General features: G+C 35.3%; 19 protein-coding genes, 1 pseudogene and 1 riboswitch. Of the genes and pseudogenes, 6 read left to right on the plus strand and 14 right to left on the minus strand.

Features of this window, described 5'->3' with window-relative positions:
- Window positions 1-17: 17 nt before the first annotated feature.
- Together metA and ABH960_RS02480 are read right to left on the minus strand one after the other, a co-directional pair.
- Window positions 18-923, minus strand: a complete 906-nt coding sequence (gene metA / locus ABH960_RS02475; protein ID WP_113936153.1) for a homoserine O-acetyltransferase MetA — start codon at window positions 921-923, stop codon at window positions 18-20.
- Window positions 907-2,205 carry a bifunctional O-acetylhomoserine aminocarboxypropyltransferase/cysteine synthase gene (locus ABH960_RS02480; protein WP_113936152.1) on the minus strand — a complete coding sequence of 433 codons (1,299 nt, stop codon included), beginning with the start codon at window positions 2,203-2,205 and terminating at the stop codon, window positions 907-909. Before ABH960_RS02480 ends, metA begins: the two co-directional genes overlap by 17 nt.
- 235 nt (window positions 2,206-2,440) lie before the next feature.
- Window positions 2,441-2,545, minus strand: a riboswitch (SAM riboswitch).
- A 316-nt stretch (window positions 2,546-2,861) separates the two neighbouring features.
- On the opposite strand from ABH960_RS02480, the gene ABH960_RS02485 reads away from it, so the two are divergent.
- Window positions 2,862-4,091, plus strand: a complete 1,230-nt coding sequence (locus tag ABH960_RS02485; RefSeq protein WP_404442459.1) for a chloride channel protein — start codon at window positions 2,862-2,864, stop codon at window positions 4,089-4,091.
- Window positions 4,092-4,277: 186 nt separating this feature from the next.
- On the opposite strand, the gene ABH960_RS02490 is transcribed toward ABH960_RS02485, so the two are convergent.
- A complete protein-coding gene (locus ABH960_RS02490) occupies window positions 4,278-4,973 on the minus strand; it encodes a YjjG family noncanonical pyrimidine nucleotidase (protein ID WP_404442462.1) in 696 nt (231 codons plus the stop codon).
- 106 nt (window positions 4,974-5,079) lie between these two features.
- Between ABH960_RS02490 and ABH960_RS02495 the strand changes: the two genes are divergently transcribed.
- Window positions 5,080-5,751, plus strand: coding sequence for a transcriptional regulator YeiL (locus ABH960_RS02495; RefSeq protein ID WP_404442465.1), 672 nt, complete (start codon window positions 5,080-5,082; stop codon window positions 5,749-5,751).
- 57 nt (window positions 5,752-5,808) lie between these two features.
- Here ABH960_RS02495 and ABH960_RS02500 read toward each other — a convergent pair whose 3' ends face one another.
- From ABH960_RS02500 to ABH960_RS02510, 3 genes are all read right to left on the minus strand, one after another.
- Window positions 5,809-6,435: an FMN-dependent NADH-azoreductase gene (locus ABH960_RS02500; protein ID WP_404442468.1), complete on the minus strand. Its 627-nt coding sequence runs from the start codon at window positions 6,433-6,435 to the stop codon at window positions 5,809-5,811.
- A gap of 190 nt (window positions 6,436-6,625) precedes the next feature.
- Window positions 6,626-7,273, minus strand: a complete 648-nt coding sequence (locus tag ABH960_RS02505; RefSeq protein ID WP_002016393.1) for a response regulator — start codon at window positions 7,271-7,273, stop codon at window positions 6,626-6,628.
- A 20-nt stretch (window positions 7,274-7,293) separates the two neighbouring features.
- The gene (locus ABH960_RS02510) at window positions 7,294-8,865 is read right to left on the minus strand and encodes a GAF domain-containing sensor histidine kinase (RefSeq protein ID WP_113936147.1); all 1,572 of its coding nucleotides are present in this window, start codon (window positions 8,863-8,865) and stop codon (window positions 7,294-7,296) included.
- Between the two features lie 134 nt (window positions 8,866-8,999).
- On the opposite strand from ABH960_RS02510, the gene pdxK reads away from it, so the two are divergent.
- Window positions 9,000-9,824: a pyridoxine/pyridoxal/pyridoxamine kinase gene (pdxK, locus tag ABH960_RS02515; protein WP_002016397.1), complete on the plus strand. Its 825-nt coding sequence runs from the start codon at window positions 9,000-9,002 to the stop codon at window positions 9,822-9,824.
- A 111-nt stretch (window positions 9,825-9,935) separates the two neighbouring features.
- Here the strand turns inward: pdxK and ABH960_RS02520 are convergent, their stop codons facing one another.
- The 8 genes from ABH960_RS02520 to ABH960_RS02555 form a co-directional block, all read right to left on the minus strand.
- On the minus strand, window positions 9,936-10,991 hold the full coding sequence (locus ABH960_RS02520; protein ID WP_404442473.1) for a diguanylate cyclase: 1,056 nt from the start codon (window positions 10,989-10,991) through the stop codon (window positions 9,936-9,938).
- A gap of 147 nt (window positions 10,992-11,138) precedes the next feature.
- Window positions 11,139-11,342 (minus strand): YbdD/YjiX family protein, encoded by a 204-nt coding sequence (locus ABH960_RS02525; RefSeq protein WP_002184484.1) that lies wholly within the window; start codon window positions 11,340-11,342, stop codon window positions 11,139-11,141.
- Entirely contained in the window at window positions 11,335-13,410 is a 2,076-nt protein-coding gene (cstA, locus tag ABH960_RS02530) for a carbon starvation protein CstA (protein WP_404442477.1), read from the minus strand. The genes ABH960_RS02525 and cstA overlap by 8 nt, the downstream gene beginning before the upstream one ends.
- Before the next feature lie 122 nt (window positions 13,411-13,532).
- A complete protein-coding gene (locus ABH960_RS02535; RefSeq protein ID WP_002089871.1) occupies window positions 13,533-14,249 on the minus strand; it encodes a LytR/AlgR family response regulator transcription factor in 717 nt (238 codons plus the stop codon).
- A gap of 208 nt (window positions 14,250-14,457) precedes the next feature.
- Entirely contained in the window at window positions 14,458-15,657 is a 1,200-nt protein-coding gene (locus ABH960_RS02540; protein WP_404442480.1) for an MFS transporter, read from the minus strand.
- 151 nt (window positions 15,658-15,808) lie between these two features.
- Window positions 15,809-16,549 carry a WecB/TagA/CpsF family glycosyltransferase gene (locus ABH960_RS02545; protein WP_002016406.1) on the minus strand — a complete coding sequence of 247 codons (741 nt, stop codon included), beginning with the start codon at window positions 16,547-16,549 and terminating at the stop codon, window positions 15,809-15,811.
- Between the two features lie 21 nt (window positions 16,550-16,570).
- Entirely contained in the window at window positions 16,571-17,680 is a 1,110-nt protein-coding gene (locus tag ABH960_RS02550; RefSeq protein WP_088033868.1) for a glycosyltransferase family 4 protein, read from the minus strand.
- Between the two features lie 95 nt (window positions 17,681-17,775).
- On the minus strand, window positions 17,776-19,248 hold the full coding sequence (locus ABH960_RS02555) for an O-antigen ligase family protein (protein WP_404442484.1): 1,473 nt from the start codon (window positions 19,246-19,248) through the stop codon (window positions 17,776-17,778).
- A 496-nt stretch (window positions 19,249-19,744) separates the two neighbouring features.
- Here ABH960_RS02555 and ABH960_RS02560 point away from each other — a divergent pair, with 496 nt between their 5' ends.
- The 3 genes and pseudogenes from ABH960_RS02560 to ABH960_RS02570 all read left to right on the plus strand — a co-directional run bounded on the left by ABH960_RS02560 (window position 19,745) and on the right by ABH960_RS02570 (window position 21,800).
- Window positions 19,745-20,377, plus strand: coding sequence for a trimeric intracellular cation channel family protein (locus ABH960_RS02560; RefSeq protein WP_404442487.1), 633 nt, complete (start codon window positions 19,745-19,747; stop codon window positions 20,375-20,377).
- 241 nt (window positions 20,378-20,618) lie between these two features.
- Window positions 20,619-20,999: pseudogene (locus ABH960_RS02565) on the plus strand (protoglobin family protein); the annotation flags it as partial.
- Window positions 20,994-21,800 (plus strand): methyl-accepting chemotaxis protein, encoded by an 807-nt coding sequence (locus tag ABH960_RS02570; protein WP_404442634.1) that lies wholly within the window; start codon window positions 20,994-20,996, stop codon window positions 21,798-21,800. The pseudogene ABH960_RS02565 and the gene ABH960_RS02570, both read left to right, overlap by 6 nt.
- Window positions 21,801-21,835 lie beyond the last annotated feature (35 nt).

Genomic DNA, 21,835 nt, shown 5'->3' on the forward strand with positions numbered 1-21,835 from the left:
ACGTGTTACACAATCATTTACAATACATAAGGGGTTTCTTGATACACGTAATAATTCAACCAATTAGAGAATAATAAATTCCCGTGACTCCTCCACCTAACAAGTGGCTTCTCATTTGGATTATTATGTTTAAAATAATTTTTTGGCACATCAATATTTAACCCTTTTTGGCAGTCCCGTTCGTATTCTTGCTTTAACGTATCACAACTGTATTCACTATGTCCGAGTGCGAAAACTTGCCTTCCATCTTGCCCAATAGCAAGATGAACACCTGCTTCTTCAGAATTGGCTAATAACGTTAATTCTTTCACCTTTTCAATATCACTCTCTCTTACTTCTGTATGACGAGAATGCGGAGCAAAAAACACTTCATCAAACCCTTGTAACAATTTCACATGTTGCTCGCGAACCTCATGTTCAAATACACCAAACATTTTTTCCGCAAGAGGATACTTCGGCACACCATAGTGATAATACAAACCTGCTTGTGCCCCCCAGCAAATATGAAGCGTAGATGTTACATTCGTTTTTGAATACTCCATAATACGTCCAAGCTCTTCCCAATAATCTACCTCTTCAAAAGAAAGAGTTTCAACTGGTGCTCCTGTAATAATGAGTCCATCAAATTTTTCATCCTCAATATCACGAAATGTTTTATAGAAGCTCGTTAAATGGTCCTGCGCTACATTGCGAGACAGATGCGATTCCATATGAAGTAAATGTACATCTAATTGCAACGGCGTATTTCCAATTAAACGAAGTAATTGCGCCTCTGTTTCTTGCTTTGTAGGCATTAAATTTAATATAGCAATTTTCAAAGCACGTATATCTTGTGTTACTGCTCGCTCCTTCGTCATTACAAAAATATTTTCCTTCTGCAATACTTTGCGAGCTGGTAAATCTTTATCAATTATGATCGGCATGTTGTTTGCCTCCGACTAGCGCCGCTTTTAAATCGGCAATAATATCAGAAACATCTTCTATACCGACCGATAAACGGATTAAATCAGATGTAACGCCAGCTAAACGCTGATTTTCTGCGCTTAATTGTCTGTGCGTCGTACTAGCAGGATGTATTACACAAGTTCTTGCGTCAGCTACATGCGTTACAAGAGTTGCAAGTTTTACATTTGCGATAAATTCTTTTGCTGCTTCTAATCCGCCTTTAATACCGAAAGTTAAAACTCCACTAGCACCTTTTTTCAAATATTTTTGTGCTAACGAGTAATTTTCATTACTATCTAACCCCGGATAATTCACCCATTCAATACGCTCATGATTAGCAAGCCACTTAGCAACTTCGAGAGCATTTTCACTATGACGCTCCATTCGTAAATGCAATGTTTCCAGGCCAATGTTGCTAATATATGCATTGAATGGGCTCATACAGTTTCCGTAGTCTCTTAATAATTGAACACGCGCTTTCACAATATACGCTGCTGCTCCAAAATTTTGAACATAGCTTACGCCGTGATAACTCGGATCAGGTTCGACAAGCTCAGGGTATTTTCCATTTGTCCAATCGAAGTTCCCTCCGTCTATTACAATGCCGCCTAGAGAACTTGCATGGCCATCAATATATTTCGTTGTAGAATGGACAATGATATTTGCCCCATGTTCAAACGCCTGGCATAAATAAGGCGTCGCTAATGTATTATCAACGATAAAAGGTACTTCTAATTCTTTTGCTGCTGCTGAAAGTTCTTTGAAATTCAAAACGTTCATTGCTGGATTTCCTAACGACTCTGCATAAACGAGTTTTGTCTTATCATTGGCAAGTGCCACAATCTCATCTGCCGTTAAATTAGGATTAAAGAACGTAACATCGATGCCAAGCTTACGCAAACTCACTCCAAATAAATTAAACGTTCCTCCGTAAACAGTTGAAGAACAAAGTAAATGGTCTCCACTACTGCAAATATTTAAAACCGCAAGCATAATAGCTGCCTGCCCAGAAGCTGTTGCAACAGCCCCTACACCGCCTTCTAAATCCGATAACTTCTGCTCGAATGCAGCTAGAGTAGGATTTCCAATACGCGTATATATATATCCTTCTGCCTCTAAATTAAATAGTGCTGCTAAATCATCTGAAGTATCGTATTTATACGTTGTACTTTGATAAAGCGGCAAAACACGCGGCTCACCATTTTTTGGCGTATAGCCGCCTTGCACACAAATCGTTCCTTTCCCCCATGATTCTCCCATCTCTCATTCTCCTTTCTTTTATCCCGCTATTTGCGGTCAGTAAGACTCCCACCTCAAAATTCGGCGAATGCGAGGAAGTTAGGCGGGAGATAACTACCTGATTGGTGTGGGCTAATAATCCGCGGGGGAGGGACAAAACCCCCACTGATTAAAGTTTCACTTTATGCAAAATAAAAAACTGCCCCTTTCCTGAAAACAAGAAAGGAGCAGTTTGAAAACACGCTCTAAAGGATCTTTCTTATCTCTCAGGATTATTACCTGCAGGATTTGGCACAATTCCGTTATACGGCTGTTGCCAAGGTTTCATCGGGCCTGTCCCTCCACCTTTTCTTGATAAGACTATGCAATTACCGTTGATTTTATAGCAATAATTTCCTGATGTCAAATAGTTTTTCTGAATGTTCTAAATTAAATGCAAGGAATTTAACACAAACAATAAAAGAAATATATTCCATATTCATTTGAAAAAGACCTTTTAAAAACTCCAATCCATATATAGAATTAAATAAGTGGTTTAACCGCGTTGGTTTCAAATTTTCATGAGATCCCAATATATTGAATAAGCCACCCCCTCAAAAAGATACTATATATATATTCAATTCACACTAGCATATTTAATCCTTTCTACATGAAAATTTACATAACGGAGGTACAACATGACAAATAAAAAGGACATGCACCATATACTCGTCCTATATGGCATTCTTTTAGGCTCTATAGTCGGAGTCACGGTCTGGTCATTTTTAGTCACAATAAATATCGGAATTCACTTTATTTGGGGATACTTACCTACTCTTTTCTCTTCTCCCCCTTATTACACCATTTGTGTAACAATCATCGGTGGTATCCTCGTTGGTTTAACACAAAAATACTTCGGTACATATCCACGTCTTATGCCCGAAGTGATGGCTGAATATAAAAAAACAGGTAGAATTGAATACCGTTTTGTACATAAAGCTACTTTAACTGCGATTATCGTTTTAATATTTGGAGCAAGTTTAGGACCAGAAGCTGCACTTGTTGGAATTATCGGTGGACTTTGTACATGGGTAGGAGATCGCTTTAAATTTGCTTTAAAGGGAATGAATGAACTAACAGAGGTTGGAATTGGTGCCACTTTAAGTGTTATTTTTAATGCACCATTATTCGGTTATTTAGCTCCGAATGAAAATGAGGGTGAACAAATTAATGAATTTTCGAAAGGAAAAAAAGCAATTGTATATTTAGCTACCACTTTTGCCGGTTTTTCCGTTTACTTATTGCTTAGTAAACTCGATAATCGTGGATCCTTTATTGTTGATTTTGGGGAAGGGTCTCTTGCTCTTAATGAATGGATCGCCTTTCTACCACTTGCTAGCATTGGTGCTATAGTTGGTTTCTTTTATTTCAAATTAGAATTCACATTAGAGAAATTAATCCACCCCTTCAAGGAATACAAGGTATCACTTGGAATTATAGGCGGTATTTTATTGGGGATCACAGGAACTTTTCTCCCGTACACGTTATTTTCAGGGGAACATCAATTAAAAGATTTAGTCGTTGAATGGAGCCAATTATCCTTCTCGGTACTACTTCTTTCCGGGGTTTTAAAATTATGTATTACTGCCGTTTGTTTAAATACGGGTTGGCGCGGCGGACATATTTTCCCAATTATATTTGCTGGATCAAGTATCGGATATGCTATAGCTTCTATTATCCCTATAGATCCAATAGCTTCTGTAGCCATCGTCACGACAGCTATTTCAAGCTATGCATTAAGAAAACCAATAGCTATAACATTACTATTACTCATGTTTTTCCCGCTCAATTTATTATTACCGATGCTCGGGGCAGCAGCGATTGGGAATGCATTTCCGCTTCCTAAAAACAATGAAGCTACAAACTAATACATACAGGCAGTAGGGACAAAAGTTCCACTGCCTGTTTTTATCCCGCTATTTGTGAGCAGTAAGACTCCCACCTCAAAATCCGGCGAGTGCGAGGGAGTTGGGTGGGAGATAACTGCCCGATTGGTGAAGGCTAATAATCAGTGGGCGATGGCCAAAACCCACACTGATTAAAGTTTCACTTTATTACACATGCTGCTTTAATAGCGCGTATAACTCTTCAAAACTATGCACTTCATATGTTGGCACAATCTCGCTATTATTTGGTTTCTTTTCTGAATTAAACCAACAAGTATCAATTCCCGCTACATATCCACCTTTAATATCAGCACTTAACGAATCCCCAATAATGAGCCCTTCTTCAAAAGCGAAATTAGGAATCCTTTCAAAAACATAATCAAAATACTCTTTCATCGGCTTTTGGAATCCCGTATCTTCAGAAACAAAAATATCTTTAAACAATGAATGTAATCCTGCATTACGTAAACGTTTATCTTGCGTCTTAGAAATACCGTTTGTCACTATATATAAATCATACTCACTTTGGATTTGATTTATAAATTCAAATGCACCTTGCATGAGTTGGTTTCCTTCTTCTAAGTAGATACGATAATTATTTTCGAATAATATCCCATCTACTTCTTCCCCGTACTCTTTAAACAAAATCGAAAATCGTGTATTTACGACTTCATCACGGTTTATTTCACCTTCTTCAAAAGCATCCCAAAGGCTTTTATTAATTTTTTTATACTGCGCTTCAACCTCGCTAGTTAAAGGAATCCCTTTCTCTTCAAAGAGCATACGTAACGCCACTTTCTCTGCCTTCTGAAAATCTAACAATGTATCATCTACATCAAATAGCAATGTTTTATATTTTTTCATAAACCCCTCACACTCTCTTTTCTACAAAAACAAATTTACATAAATCGTATCATTCTTCCTTGTAAAAATAATAGGAGATATCTCATACTAAACATGAGGTGAAAACATGAAAGTCAGTAAAAATAGCGAAGAAATCTCTCATTACATGCAAACTTATAACTTCCATACTCTTTTTTCTTTTGATGTCTTACCGTATGCTGAACTACATTCTTTTCAAAAGAAAGAAAGGATATGTAAGGAGGGAATCGACCTCCCTTATCTCTATTACTTAATTTCCGGGAAAGCCAAAATATATATGAGCCATAAAAATGGGAAAGTTTCTTTAATTAATTTTATTCAAGCACCTTCATTCATTGGGGAATTAGGATTAATTGGCGTAGAATCTGTTACGAAAGCGGTTGAGGTGATTGAAGATTGTATTTGCCTAGCGCTTCCTCTTAAAGATTGTCAGCATCTTTTATTGCAAGATGCTACCTTTCTACAGAAACTATGCAAATTTATCGGCGAAAAAACAATTACCCGAACAGAAAGTTACGCCAAAAACAATAGTTATCCGTTCGAAAATCAATTAGCGGCTTTTATTCTATTAACAGAACAAAATAACAGTTATACAGAAAAACATACTGAGGCTTCGGAATACTTAAATGTCAGCTACCGTCACCTTTTATATGTATTAAACCAGTTTTGCCAGCAAAACTACTTAAAAAAGGAAGGACGAACATATTATATACAAGATCGAAATCAATTAGAAAAACTTGCTGACGAGCTAAAAATATAAAAAACAGCATTAACATAAAAGTTAATGCTGTTTTTTGAGTGGCGATTATAATTTAAATTAAAATTTACTTGCTACTTTAGCCGCTTCTTCAAGACCTGCTGCAATGATCTCTTCTGCTTTATCTGGGAATTGGTTATGTCCTTCAATAACTACCGTTTCCATATTTGTTGCGCCGAAGAAGCCCATCATGCTCGCTACATATTTTACAGCCATTTCCATATCAGCTGCTGGTCCTTCAGAATATACGCCACCGCGTGCATTTAATAACGCAATCTTCTTATCTCCAATAAGCCCAACTGGACCTTCTGGTGTATATTTAAACGTTTTACCAGCACGGTTTAAATAATCAATATACGTGTGTAATACGGCCGGAATCGTTAAGTTCCATAACGGGAAACCGAAAACTACTTTATCAGCCTCTAAGAATTGATTTAAATACTTATCAGCAACTGCTACGACTTTTGCTTCTTCTTCTGTTAAATCAAATCCTCTACCTGCTTTGAATGTACCATTAATCATATCTACGCCTACATATGGTAATTCTTCTTTATATAAATCAAGTTCTACCACTGTATCATTTGGATGCGCTTCTTTATAGTTTGCTAAAAATGCCTCGTATAATTTCACACTAACTGCTTGTTCCGCTGGGCGGTTGTTTGCTTTTACAAATAAAACTGTTGCCATTGTTTTTCCTCCTACTACTCACTCTTATGTTGTTATATATCACTTACGAAAAAGGGTACTCCCTTATAATTATTGTTGCTTACAAATACATTTTATCTTTATATCAAAACAATTACGTCCTCACATAGACGTATTTTTCCATAAAAAAAGTCCACCTTCTAAAGGCGAACTAGGTCTTACGACTTTTGTCTTATACGATTCCATTTTTCACTGCATATAATGCTGCTTGTGTGCGATCGGATAAATGTAACTTACTCAAAATACTACTCATATGAGCTTTTACCGTTTTTTCTGTAATAACTAAAACAGAAGCAATTTCTTTATTACTCATCCCTTTCGCCAATAACTGCAATACTTCATTTTCTCTCGCTGTTAATACATCCACTTGAACGGAAGGTTCTTCTTCTTTCTCTTCCTGTGGTAATGTTTGAGAAAGAAGGGCATTTGCTATATCTGGATGTAATTGAATATTACCTTTATACGCGCTTCGAATAGCTTCAACAAGCTGATCTGGTTCGATATCTTTTAAAATATAACCGCTCGCCCCAGCTTTTAGTGCCGGCAATACATGAGCTTGATCAGAGAAACTAGTCAATACAATTACTTTCACGTTTGGATATTCTTTTTTAATACAAGCTGTTGCCTCAATTCCATCCATCTCAGGCATATATAAATCCATTAATACGACATCTGGACTTGTTTCGCCTACTTTCACTAGCGCCTCTTTCCCATTATTTGCTTCACCAACTAATTCAAAATCTTCCTGTGTGCTTAGAAAAAATGCTAATCCTTTTAAAACAACTGTATGATCATCAACTAACAATACTTTTATTTTCACAAACTTCCCTCATTTTCACATCATAATGGTACATTTACTTTTATACTCGTTCGTTTCTTACTACTTACAATTTTAATTGTTCCACCAACTAATTCTACTCTTTCACGCATCGTAGTCATACCGAGTGATTTCTTCTCTTTTATATCCTTTTCTACAAACCCATTTCCTTGATCGACTATTTCTAATGATACATTTTTCTCCGTCACTTTGAAATAAATCGTCGCTTCTCTTACATTCGCATGCTTACTTACGTTATTTAAAGCTTCTTGTCCAATTCGCCATAGCGCTTCTTCTACTACACGCGGCAAATCACGTACACCTGTAACTTGTTCCCGAATTTTCAATCCTAAACTTTCACCATATTGCTTTAAAGCTGGTAATAACCCTTTCTCTAATCCAGCCGGACGGAGCTGCCAAATTAATGTCCTCATTTCTTTTAAGGCACCTTGTGCTAATTCACGCATCTCATACAAAGACTGATCTACCTTTTCATTTTGACCCTTTAAGACAGCTTCAGCGCCTTTCGTCATAAACGTTAATGAAAACAACTTTTGTGAAACAGAATCATGTAAATCTCTAGCTAAACGATTACGCTCTTCCATTCGTACAAGTTCGCGGCGTTTTTCATTTAATCTTAAGTTCTCTATCATTAATGAAATATGATTTGCTAACGCTTGTACTACATCTATCGTATTTATATCAAATTCTCCATTATTAGAACTTACACTTAATACTCCAAATATATGATCTTGAATATGTATCGGAATAGCGATAACTGCCCTATTGGGATGCTCTATATTACCAACCTGACGCTTCAACAAAACAGATTCTTCTTTTTCCAACGCTTCCTGTGCTGCTGCCCTCAAATCATCTTGTAGTTCACCTTTCTTATAAGAAGCTCTCACAGCTAGTTCATTTTCTTCTCTAATAAAGAATACAACTTGCTCCCATAGAAATAAGCTCCCTATTTGCATTACAATCTCTTCTGGTAATGCATTAAATTTATGAATTGTCCTTAAAGCTTGAATAAAGCGTTCTAACTTTACATAATAATGAGCTCTTCTCTTTTCATTTTCATACAGTTTTGTACGCTTTAATGCCGTTCCAATTTGAAAGGCAACTGATTGTAATAGTACTAATTCTTCTTCCGAAAAATGCGTTTTACCTGGGCTAGCTACATTTAACACGCCAAATTCATCTTCTCCCGCTTTTAGCGGTACTGTCGCATGATGTACAATCCCTTCTGTATCTCCCCAGTTGTATTCAATCGCATTATTAATTCTCTTACATTCAATAATATTAACTGCTCGCTCTAGTTTTCCTTCCACAAAACGGTGTAAGCACCAGCAATTCCCCTCACACATCGGTCGTTTATTTTCGAATTTCAATCCCTCTGGTAATTGGTAATCAATTAATTTTGTATATCTACCATTTTCATCCGCAAGGAAAATCCATCCTGTCGTTAAACCAGTTACATTCAACAGCTTTTCCAGCACAGCTTGAAGTACGTGATATGTATCATTTGAGGTATTTAACGTTTCTGCAATCTCTTTTAATATAACTAATTCATTTGTACGATTCTCTTGAAACATAATTCGTCTCCTACATACAAGATTTTAAATAGTACTTAACATAAATCATCTACTTTTCACTTTGTACTTATTCGTAACATTGATATAATGGTGAAAACATAGTTTTCATTATATCACTTGAGGGGGCTTTCATAATGACATTGAATAAGGCACTTACTATCGCTGGTTCTGACACAAGTGGCGGTGCTGGTATACAAGCAGATTTAAAAACATTCCAAGAACTTGGTGTATACGGAATGACATCTCTTACGACAATCGTAACAATGGATCCACATAACGGTTGGGCACATAACGTATTCCCAATCCCAGCTTCTACATTAAAACCACAATTAGAAACGACAATTGAAGGCGTTGGCGTAGATGCTTTAAAAACGGGTATGCTTGGATCAGTAGAAATTATCGAAATGGTTGCGGAAACAATTGAAAAGCACAATTTCGAAAATGTAGTAGTTGATCCTGTTATGGTATGTAAAGGAGCGGATGAAGCGTTACATCCTGAAACAAATGACTGCTTACGTGACGTTCTTGTTCCAAAGGCATTAGTCGTAACGCCAAACTTATTTGAAGCATATCAATTAAGTGGTGTGAAAATTAATTCTCTTGAGGACATGAAAGAAGCTGCAAAAAAAATCCATGCTTTAGGTGCTAAATACGTACTGATTAAAGGTGGTAGCAAACTAGGCACAGAAACTGCTATTGATGTGTTATATGACGGCGAAACATTCGATCTTCTAGAATCAGAAAAGATTGATACGACAAATACACACGGTGCAGGTTGTACATATTCTGCTGCAATTACAGCAGAACTTGCAAAAGGAAAAACGGTGAAAGAAGCAGTAAAAACTGCGAAAGAATTCATCACAGCTGCAATTCGTCATTCATTTAAGATTAACGAATATGTAGGACCAACACATCACGGTGCATACCGTAAATTCGTTGCACCGAAAGAACTTGTCTAACACAAAGCTTTTTATTAATAAATTTAAAAATAGATTAAAACCCACAGAACATTTATTGTTCTGTGGGTTTTAATTACTTTACAGAAATGTTTTAAAGTACTCCCCAAATTCCTATGATGCTGAACTAACCTTGTTTCTACCATTTCTTTTTGAATAATATAACGCATCATCCGCTGATTGAATAAATTGCTCAGGTGATTTTTTATATTCTGAAAGCCCAAGAGAAACTGTAATTTTAATTTTTTCCCCATTTTGCAGTTGAAATGAATGCTTTTCAACTGCTAGTCGAATTTGTTCCCCTATACGAGTTCCAAATGCTACCCTTTTTTTCGGTAACAACAGAGCAAACTCTTCGCCACCCTTTCGAAAGACTAAATTTGGGAATGGTGCATTTTCTAACAAAATACGCCCTAGTTGTTTTAACACTTCATCTCCAGCAGGATGACCGTACGTATCATTTACATACTTAAAGTGATCAATATCTATAAGTAATAAACAAAGTGAATCATTTTTCATATGCTTGCTACCAATATGACGATTCATCTCGAAATCAAACTGTCTTACATTTCCTAGATTCGTTAATGCATCTATCGTTGCATAATGCTTCATCGTTTGAAATAATTCATTGGATTGCAATACGTAACTTGCACTTACAAATGTGATGTATGCCGCTACAATACAACAAATTAAATATAATACCACTACATATATATCCTTAAATAAAATATAAAGTGGTAGTATTAAAATAGACAAACTGTACACATTAAACCATATCCATTTTGTAAATATAGAAATCTTCATCCGCCAAATGAGAGTAATGCCAATCCCTATTGCCACGATAGTATAGCAGGCCAATTCAGAGGCTAAAGAATATTCAGTAAAAAATACCCGTGTTATTAAAGTGATCATAACTGTTATACTACTAGCTATCGGGCCACCGATTATAATCGCCAAAACAACAGCTAAATAACGTAAATCCAACATAATATCTTCAATATGCACACCAAAATGCATCAATAATATACTTAATATTCCAGTTAAAATACCGACCAAACATTTCTGCCAAAAAGAGAATCCTTCTTTTAATGGCTTATCTCTTAAAAGCTGAGCACCTACAAAGATAAAGGACAGAATGATTGTCATATTTACAAATAGATCTCTAAACATAAAATAATCTCCCTACTTTTTCTTTTCCATCTATCCCTTTCTATATGTTATTGTATTACGAAATCCCTATAATTCCCAAACTTTTTTATTATATTGTTCCACGTGGAACAGCAAAATAAAAAAGGAGACGAAATTTCGTCTCCTCCATTAACAACATCGCGATATCTTTCCGCCTTTTGCATTAAATCTAGCTTCTTGTGCCTCAGCAAAAAATTGCTTTTGACATAAAATTTTCTCTTCTGGATGATGTAATTTCATGTGATTTACATACGTTTCATAACTTGGAACTCCGACAAGTAAACTAATAAATTGCTTTCTCTTTCCCCATACGTTCCGTAAATTTTTAAGCATAGTTCCTCGACTCACTTTCATCTTTTGGAATATATGGTGCCTCTTTTAACGGCATTGGCTTATTTCTTAATACTTGAATCCAAATTCGAAGTGCAGAAATTAATACAGCAATTACAACTATCATAAAAATTCCACAAAGTGCTGCATCAATATAGTCATTAAAAATAATTTGTTTCATTTGCGCAACATTTTTAGCTGGAGCTAATACCTTACCATCATCTAATGCTCCCTGAAATACTTTCGCATGTGATAGAAATCCTATTTTAGGATTTTCATGAAATAACTTTTGATAACCAGCTGTCATCGTTACAATAAGTAATCCTATAGTCGGAATAAGCGTTACCCAAACGTATGCCTTTTTCCCCATTTTGAATAAAATTGTCGTTCCAATTAATAGTGCAATCCCCGCTAACATTTGATTTGCAATACCGAAAAGTGGCCATAGCGTATTAATTCCACCGAGAGGGTCAACCACCCCTTGATATAAGAAGTACCCCCAGCCTAATACGCATAACGTTGTAGCAACCACATTCGCTATTGTGGAATCTGTTTTCGCAAACGGCTTGTACACATGCCCTAAAATATCTTGAATCATAAATCGTCCTACGCGTGTTCCAGCATCAATCGTTGTTAAAATAAATAGTGCTTCAAAAAGAATCGCAAAATGGTACCAAAATGCCATCATCGCCGTTCCACCTATTACTTGTGAAAATATATGTGCCATACCAATTGCTAATGTTGGTGCGCCACCTGTACGTGATAAAATGGTCTGTTCTCCGACATTAACAGCAAGTTCTTTTAATTCATTCGGTGTAATAGCAAATCCCCACGAAGAAATAACTTGAGCCGCTTGTGATACATCTGTTCCGATCAGTGCTGCTGGACTATTAATTGCAAAATAAGTTCCTGGTGTTAATACACAAGCTGCAATCATAGCCATCGCTGCTACAAATGATTCCATTAACATTGCCCCATAACCAATTGGCTGTGCATGACCTTCTTGCTCAATCATTTTCGGCGTCGTACCTGATGAAACGAGAGCGTGGAATCCAGAGACAGCACCGCAAGCTATTGTAATAAATAAGAACGGAAATAAATTCCCGGAGAAGACAGGGCCTGTTCCATCAATAAACTTAGATACTGCCGGCATCTTCAAATCTGGAGCTACAATTAAAATACCAATTGCTAATCCAAGTATCGTTCCTATTTTTAAAAATGTACTTAAATAATCACGTGGTGCAAGGAGCATCCAAACTGGTAATGCCGATGCAATGAATCCATATACGATAAGCATAATAGCAATTGTTTCACCACTAAAAGTAAACATACTTGCAAGTGTTGGATTTTCTGCTACATACTGTCCACCAATAAGCGATAGAACTAGTAGAACAATACCGATTACTGACCCTTCCCCTACTCGTCCTGGTCTAATGTAACGCATGTAAACTCCCATTAAAATAGCAATTGGAATTGTTGCTGCGATTGTAAACATTCCCCATGGGCTTCCAACAAGTGCCTTCACAACTACTAAAGCTAATACTGCTAATAAAATTATCATAATACCTAAAATACCAATCATCGCAATTAATCCTGTAACAGGACCAATTTCATCTTTAATCATTTCTCCTAATGATTTACCATTACGTCTCATCGAAGCAAATAAAATTACAAAATCTTGTACAGCTCCGGCAATAACTACCCCAACGATAATCCAAATAGTTCCAGGTAAATACCCCATCTGCGCCGCCAAAATTGGTCCTACTAAAGGACCCGCCCCTGCAATCGCAGCGAAGTGATGTCCGAATAAAACCCATTTATTTGTTGGAACATAATCCTTCCCATCATTTAACGTATGAGCAGGCGTTTGCCTATTACTATCTAGGCCAAAAACTTTCCTTGCTATAAATCTACTATAAAAGCGATAAGCAATCGCATACACTGATACAGCAGCAACTAATAGCCATACAGCATTAATTGTCTCACCTTGTGATAAAGCTATTACACCAAAAGCAGATGCTCCTACCGCTGCAATAACTCCCCAAAGTAAAATTGATTTCAATGTTTTCACGTACAATCCCCCCATTACTACTTCTTAGAGGAGATTGTACTAAATTTTCTGAATATTTAATTTGAATCCTCCTTATCATGAAGGATTTCTAGGCTATTATGTTAAAATTCTCTCATTACTTGTCATAGCTCAATTTTATTTCGAAGCCGTTTTACATAATTACGGCTTACTGGAATCGGTTGCTCATCGTACCTGTCTAAATGCAAATTATACGTGCCATTATAATAAGGTTTAAGTTCTTGTACATATGACATATTAATTAAATAGCTTTTATGTACACGTAAAAAATCATATGCATTTAGTTTATTTTCTAATTCCTGGAGTGTGTATGTTGAAATATACTGATTATTCGTTGTATAAATTGAAACGGTTTTATTTTCCTTATTTTTACTAATATATACAATATCCTCCGGGAGAATATATCTAATCCCCTCATGGCCTTCTATCGGCAGTTTACGCAGATGACTCTTTGCTTTCTCACCTTGTTCTTTTCCCATTTTATATAAAATGAATTGTAAATCTTCTTCACGAAATGGTCGTAATAAATAATAAAACGCTTGGAAACGAAAAGCTGTAATTGCCTCTTCTATATCCTCACCAATAAAAATAAATTTCGTATAACAATTCACTTCTCGTAACAAACTCGAATATTCAAAGCCAGTACCATCCATTAATTGCGAATTTAAAAAAACAAAATCAGGTGTATGTTTTTTCATTATTAGCAAAGATTCTGTTCCAGTTTTCGCTTCAAAACATTCTACATTTCGAATGTTTTCAGTAAAGTTCTCAACTAATTTTCTTCGCTCTTCTGTTTCTTCCATGATAAGTAAGATTTTCATTTATCCAGCCACCTAATTCCTTTGTCCATATGTCTTGTTGTATACATTCGCTTTAGTAAGAAACATTCCCTTTTTCTTACTATACCATTATTTATCTAAAAAAACAGAAAAAAGGAAACCACTTTGGTTCCCCTTTTCTTTTATCCCGATTGGTGTGGGCTAATAATCAGTGGTTGATGGACAAAACACCACTGATTAAGGTTTCTCTTTATACTAATTCCCTCTGTTTCGTTTCTTGACCAAGTATAACTACAGCAAGTGCCCCAATTAAAATTGATCCACAGAAAATCGTAAATATTAGCGATAGTGAAGCTTGTGAAGCAACTAAATACCCTACTAATAGTGGTCCAAGAATACCACCAATACGCCCAAATGCAGCTGCCATTCCTGCACCTGTACCGCGAATAGTTGTTGGATACTGTTCCGGTGTATAAGCGTATAATGCACCCCAAGCACCTAAATTAAAGAAGGATAGTAACATACCCGCCACTATTAATGCTGTTAATGAATCCGAAATTCCGAACACATAAGCACTACATGCTGTACCAATTAAATACGTAACCAATACAAATTTACGACCAAGACGTTCAATAAACCATGCAGCTGTGAAATATCCTGGAAGTTGAGCTAAAGTCATAATGAGCACGTACTGAAAACTTTTTATTAAACTAAAGCCTTTCAGTACCATTACACTAGGTAACCAAAGGAACATTCCATAATAGGAAAAGACCACACAAAACCATAGAATCCATAACATAATTGTTGCTTTACGATATTCTCCAGACCAAACCGATTTTATATTTTCAATAACAGATGGCCTTTTTGCAACCTTTTGGAATCTTGGAGAATCGGGTAAATTCCATCTTAAATATAAAGCATATAACGCTGGAACTGCACTTAATACCATAGCAACTTCCCAACCGTATTTAGGAATAACAAAATATGAGATAAGAGCTGCGATTAACCAACCACCAGCCCAAAAGCTTTCTAATAGTACAACTATTTTTCCACGTTCGTGCGCTTCAACACTTTCTGATACAAGAGTAGATGCAACTGGAAGTTCCCCGCCAAGTCCCATACCAATTAAAAAGCGTAAAACGAGGAACATCGCGAATGTCGTCGTTAAAGCAGTTAAACCACTACCGATAGAAAATAGTAATAATGTAATAATAAAGACCGATTTCCGTCCTATTTTATCTGATAGTATCCCAAAAAGGAGCGCTCCTACTGCCATACCAATTGAATTAACGCTACCTATCCAACCCATTTCTTGAGTACTTAATCCCCAATCTTTTTGGAGTGCTACGATTACAAATGAAAGCATTCCAACATCCATTGCATCAAATAGCCAGCCAAGCCCTGCTATACCAAGTAGCTTTCGCTTCGAAATTTCTTTTACCTTGCTCACAAGAAGTCCTCCTTACACAGCTGTCTTTACACATCATTTTACATGTGTGTATTGCATAAGTAAAATACTTTCTTATAAAAAATTCCCCTTCATCATTCCCAAAAAGTAAAATGTTTATCAAAAATAAATAAAAAAAAGTAGCGATGTTCCGCTACTTTTTTGAACGCATTACTTCTTTTAAAAATTCAGCTAATACTAACTGACGACGCCAACGTGTTGGATTACTACATAATCTGTAAAACCACTCTAAATGAATAGATTGAATCCATTTTGGCGCACGCTTTACCTCCCCAGCCCACACATCTAAACTACCGCCTACTCCAACAGCCATTTTCGTTTCTAAACGATGCTTATTGTTTTGGATAAAGTTTTCTTGTCTTGGAAAGCCAAGTGCGACAAGTAATAGATCTGGTTTTGCCTCTTGAATACGTGAAACAATATTCTCTTCTTCTTCTTGTTTAAAATATCCATCTTGTATCCCCACGATAGATGCAGCCGAATATGTCTTCGTTAAATGATCAGCCGCGGCTTGTACAACATGTGGTTTTGCACCTAATAAGAAAACAGATACTGGTTTATTCTCTTCTGATAACTTCGCAAATAAATTACACATTAAATCAAAACCTGCTACACGTTCTTTTACAGGTGTACCAAGCATACCACTTGCTTTTACAACCCCAATACCATCAGGTGTAATTAAATCGGTATTTAGTAATGTTTTATGGAACTCTTCATCCTTTTTTGCACACATAACAATTTCAGGATTTGCTGTTACTACCTGAAAAGTATGAGTTTGCTCCAATTCTAGTTGTTCCTTTAAATATTGGACCGTTTCATCCATTGTCATTGTTGAGAAAGGAACACCTAGAATATCAACCGTTTGTACTGCCATATTTAACTATCCTCTCTATCATTAAAGGTTTTTTGCTATTAATTGCTTATATGTTTCTTTCGTATCTTCATATAATTTTTGAAGTGAGAAGTTCATAGTAGCATGCTCATAAATATGCTTGCCCATTACTGATAACTCTCCAGTTTTCCACTTATCATACGCCTCTTCTAATGCCGATGCCAATGCTTTTCCATCACCAGTTGGTACAATCCACCCATAAGTTTCATCTGCAATTAACGGTTCGATTTCTCCAGCTCTAGTCACAATTGATGGTACACGTTGATTTGCCGCTTCTAATAAAACTAATGGAAATCCTTCACTATGGGAAGTTAACAAATTGACATGTGATGAAGCAAATAATTGTTTCACATCTTGACGATGCCCTAAAAATTCAACTTTATCATTAATCCCTTTTTCAGTAGCTAACGCCTTTAGTTCTCTTTCTAACGGCCCGTCACCAACTAATAACACTTTAATTTTCTCCAATTTTGTTTGTTGTAACGCATCGAATAAAACTTCATGTCCTTTAACAGGATGCAAACGCGCTACTTGGATTGCCGTAAACACATCTTCATCAATATTAAACATTTCCTTTTTATTATAGCCATCTGCTTTTTCCTGATCATATTCAATCCCGTTATAGATAACATGCATCTTTTCATTTGAAATACCTAATGCGGCTAAGCTTTTTTTCAACCTATTCGTTACAACAAAAAATAAATCTATATTTTTTAAAGCTTTCAAATTTAATTTAGTAAAAATCCAGCCTTTTAAGCCTTGTTTAGTAAAGTCTTGAAATGGATCACTATGAATTGTCGTAACCCATTTTGCCGCGAATTTCTTCTTCATTAGAGAAACAAAGAAATTCGCCCTAGGACCGTGTGTATGAACTACATCAAATTTTTCTTTATTAATGAATTCACTTATGTTCTTTAAAATGGATAAATCATAGCGAGATTTTTGTGAAAACACATGAACTTTTATTCCTAGCTCTCTTGCTTCTTTCGCAACAATTCCATCTTCAAATACTGCTAATTCTACTTCACCATTCGGAAATTGATCGAGCAGTGAAATAATATGTGTTTTTCCTCCACCATCTTCTGCTCCTGCATTCATATGCAATATCCTCATATTTTTTCCTCCTTTAAATCCTCGCTACATTTCCATCTATCTTTATTTTACTGTACTAAAAAATAAAAGCTAACAAAAGTTAGCTTTTATTTTTATCATTCAATTTCTAAATCTACGATTAGATAAGCTAACACCACTACAAAGTAAATCCCTACTCCTGGTGCTGTCAAAATATGTCCTGCAATATATGCAATACCTAATGCTAATACTAAGCTTGCTGTAATCATTCCATATTTCACATTAAATATTTCCTTAAATCTTGTAATAAATGCTAGTAGGATTCTTACGCCGTAATAAATAAATGGAATCATCATTAACGCAAAACCAATAATTCCGAAATCATAAAACCAATCATGGAAGTCCATTTCGATTAGCTTCGGATCTGGCTGCTTTTGTTCATTATATTTATAGTTACCTGCATAACCCATTCCTAATAACTTTTGTGACGTTGGCGCTTCTTTAAAGAACTGCTTATGTCTCTCTTCATATACTTGACGTCCACTGAAAATAAGATTCTCTTGATTTTCTTTCTTTTGCTCTTTCTCAAGCTCTTTCTTAACTTCAGCTTCTACCTTCGCCTTTTCTTCTGGTTTCTCAACTTTATGTTGTTTTTCTTCTTTTTCTTTAATTTCTTGTTCTTTTTTCAGTTTATCTTTAATTTCTTGTTCTTTTTGACCGTGCTGTGCTACATTTTGTTCTGCTAAATAGTTATTATGAATGCCCATATTTTGTGCTAATGGCGTCATTTTAAATGTTCCAACTACACCAGCTAATAGGACAATCGCAATTAATGCATTAAGTGCAAGAGATTTTTTGTTCGGATTTCTTCTATCAAATAATAATTGTAGTACAATAATCCCGATTGCTGCCGCTAATGTAGCACCAATTGAGCCCATTCCTACTTTCGTACCAACTTGAATTAAAGAGTAAATCATTAGAAGCGATGGAATCCAATATAAAACGTGCTTCACGCTCTTTGTTTTTTGAATAGAATATAATACCACAATAGGGAAAATAATAGCTAAGATTGACCCTAGTTCATTACCTGCATAGAACCATCCTCGGGAACCAACCTTCATCCACTCATAACTTCCAAAGTCTGTAGAAGTTGTAATAGAAATAACCATAATAGCATTAATAATTAATGTTGAATACACAATGTTATTTCTAACTTTATCGCTAATATTTACTGTCTTCTTCAGTGATTTTAAAGCTAAAATGTATGAAACAAGCATAATATATATATATAATGCTTTTCCAATGAATTTAACTTCTTCTGCGATTACAATAGGACTCTTGATTAACTTATTATTAATAAATCCTATTCCTAATATAGCTCCTAGTAATACAAGATAAATCAAAAACTTCCTATTTTCTCTTTCTTTTGCCTGAATTAAAATATAAATACCACCCATTGCCATAATGAGGAATCTTACCATAATTCCAACTGTCGCATTTACTTTTAATAACTCAATGCTAAGAGACGTTAATAAATCTAAAACAGGCTGTAAAATAATAAAAATGAGCAAAAAATGCTCAAATCTAACCCTAGCTTGATTTGCTAACATTCCAAGACCTCCATACAAAATCTTCACATTATCTTTTAATCATAGTTTTCTACTGTTTAAACATACCTAGCAATTATAACATAACTCATATTTAAATTGAGAACTATTTTTCATGCCGAAACTAGTCAAATCCAGCATTATTAGTAACCGAAAACATTGTCTTTTAGCTATCCTTCCCTATCCCTATAAAAACTATCTAACACATATACACTTATTTTCGACCGTACAGAAATATTTTTTTATCATTTTATACAAATGTACAAAACGGACTTCTCCTATTGTACCATCCCTCTAACTAAGCTACATCAAAAAAACTATGCAATGAATCTTCCCACACTTTTTCACTTTACTTTATCGCTACTTATCAAGCATTTTCAAACGCTTTCTTTAGCTATTTCATCCATTTTTCTACATGTAGCGAAAAGTAATTGTTATTTCCAAAACTTTAGTGTATATTTTTTCTCTGGAACATCTTTAAGAGGAAGGAATTAAAGCCATGTTATTAATCGATATATTTACGTTTCTTGGCATTATCGCCGCTGCCATTTCTGGTACATTAGTTGGTTTGAAAAAAGATCTAGATTTATTTGGTGTCCTTTGTTTAGCTGTAGCTACTGCGCTCGGCGGCGGTATTATTCGTGATATTATGATTGGTAACCTGCCTCCTGTCGCATTTGTAAAACCCATTTACTTTTTCGTAAGTGTACTATCAGCATTATTCACATGTATGTTTTTTGAGCGCATTAATAAACTTCAAGTCGTTATTATGCTTTCTGATGCTGTTGGTTTAGGTGTATTTACAGCTATTGGTGCAAATGCAGCAATGTCACATCACGTTGACGCCTCGTTTTTAGTCGTTTCAATGGGAGTTATTACAGGTATTGGGGGCGGTATTTTACGCGACATTTGCGCTCAAGATATCCCGTATGTATTCCGAAAAGAAATATATGCAATTGCTTCTATTTTAGGAGCAGTTAGTTTCCTAATTACACATGCAATGGGGGCACACGTCTTAGCTTTCTATGTTTGTTTATTAATAACATTCGTTATTCGTGTAGTCACCGTAATATATAATGTACATTTCCCAGTTTTCTTTAAAACACATGTAAAAATTAATAAAGGCCATTAAGAGAATTCTGCATAGAATTCTCTTAATTTATATACAATTCCATATACTATAGAGTAATTGTATATAAAAATATATAATTACATTAGAATAAAAAAATGAAAACGTTTTATAAACAGGGGGAAGAATGATGCTTGGGGTTTTTAAAAAAAATAAAACAAACACCAGTATAATTGAATTAAGCAAAGGCCAACAAATCATATTTAACGTGCCTGCTAATTCTGAACTAAAAACTCAAATGGATATGCTACATATTTCAAAGGAAGATTTACAAATTGTTAAAGTATTACAGCCATTTATTTATGAGGAAATAGATTGGATAACAGAAAAATTCTACACCAACATCACAAAACAACCTAATTTAATTGCTGTTATTGAACGCTACAGCTCTATTCCAAAATTAAAACAAACTTTAAAGACACATATTAAAGAATTGTTCAGCGGGAATATGAATGAAGATTTTATTGAACAACGTGTTAGAATTGCAAAAAGGCACGTACAAATTGGTTTACATAGAAAATGGTATACCGCTGCTTATCAAGAATTATTCCGCTCCGTCATAAAGATTTTGCAAACGAAAATTTCAACGATAGACGATTTTTCTTATTCTATAAACGTAATAAATAAATTATTAACATTAGAACAAGAACTCGTTATTGCAGCTTATGAATCCGAATATGAAAGAATCCAAAAAGAACATGAAAAAGAAAAAGAACTGACAGCTATGACGATTACACATATTGCAACAGAACTAGCAGCAGTATCTGAAAAAACAAGCTCTTCTATTCAACAGTTAACATCTAAATCAGAAAGTATCGTAGGAATTGCAAAAACAGGTACATCATTAGCTACGACATCAGAAGAAAAGGCCAATAAAGGAAAAGAACAATTAAATCTGCAAAACAAACGAATGGAAAGCATCCAAACGAATATGGAAACTATCATTACTGATACTCATGAGCTTCTTGATATTTCTAACAAAATTAACGAAATCATTGATATTGTAAAATCAATCGCCGAGCAAACAAATTTACTAGCATTAAATGCTGCTATTGAATCTGCACGTGCTGGCGAATTTGGTAAAGGTTTTTCAGTCGTAGCGGGAGAAATCCGAAAGTTATCAGAGCAAACGAAAGAATCAATTTCCAACGTTACAAAACTCGTTGAAAAAACTAATGAACAAATTATACACGTCTCTTCTTCCGTGGAACAAATAAGCTCTCTCGTATCTGAAGGGACAGATAGTATGCATGCGACAGATCAATATTTCCAAGAAATCGTAAAAGATATGTCTAACTCTAAAGAACAAAATAAAAAAATTGAAAATGAATTAGAGACTATCTCACAAGTAATGAAGAGTATTCAAGACGATTCCTCAACAATGGCCTTAACAGCGGATAATTTACAACTAGAACTAAACCGATAAGACGAATCTCCACTTTGCATTCATCCTTATCATCC

The organism is Bacillus sp. RC252 (assembly GCF_044909215.1).
GTDB lineage: Bacteria > Bacillota > Bacilli > Bacillales > Bacillaceae_G > Bacillus_A > Bacillus_A mycoides.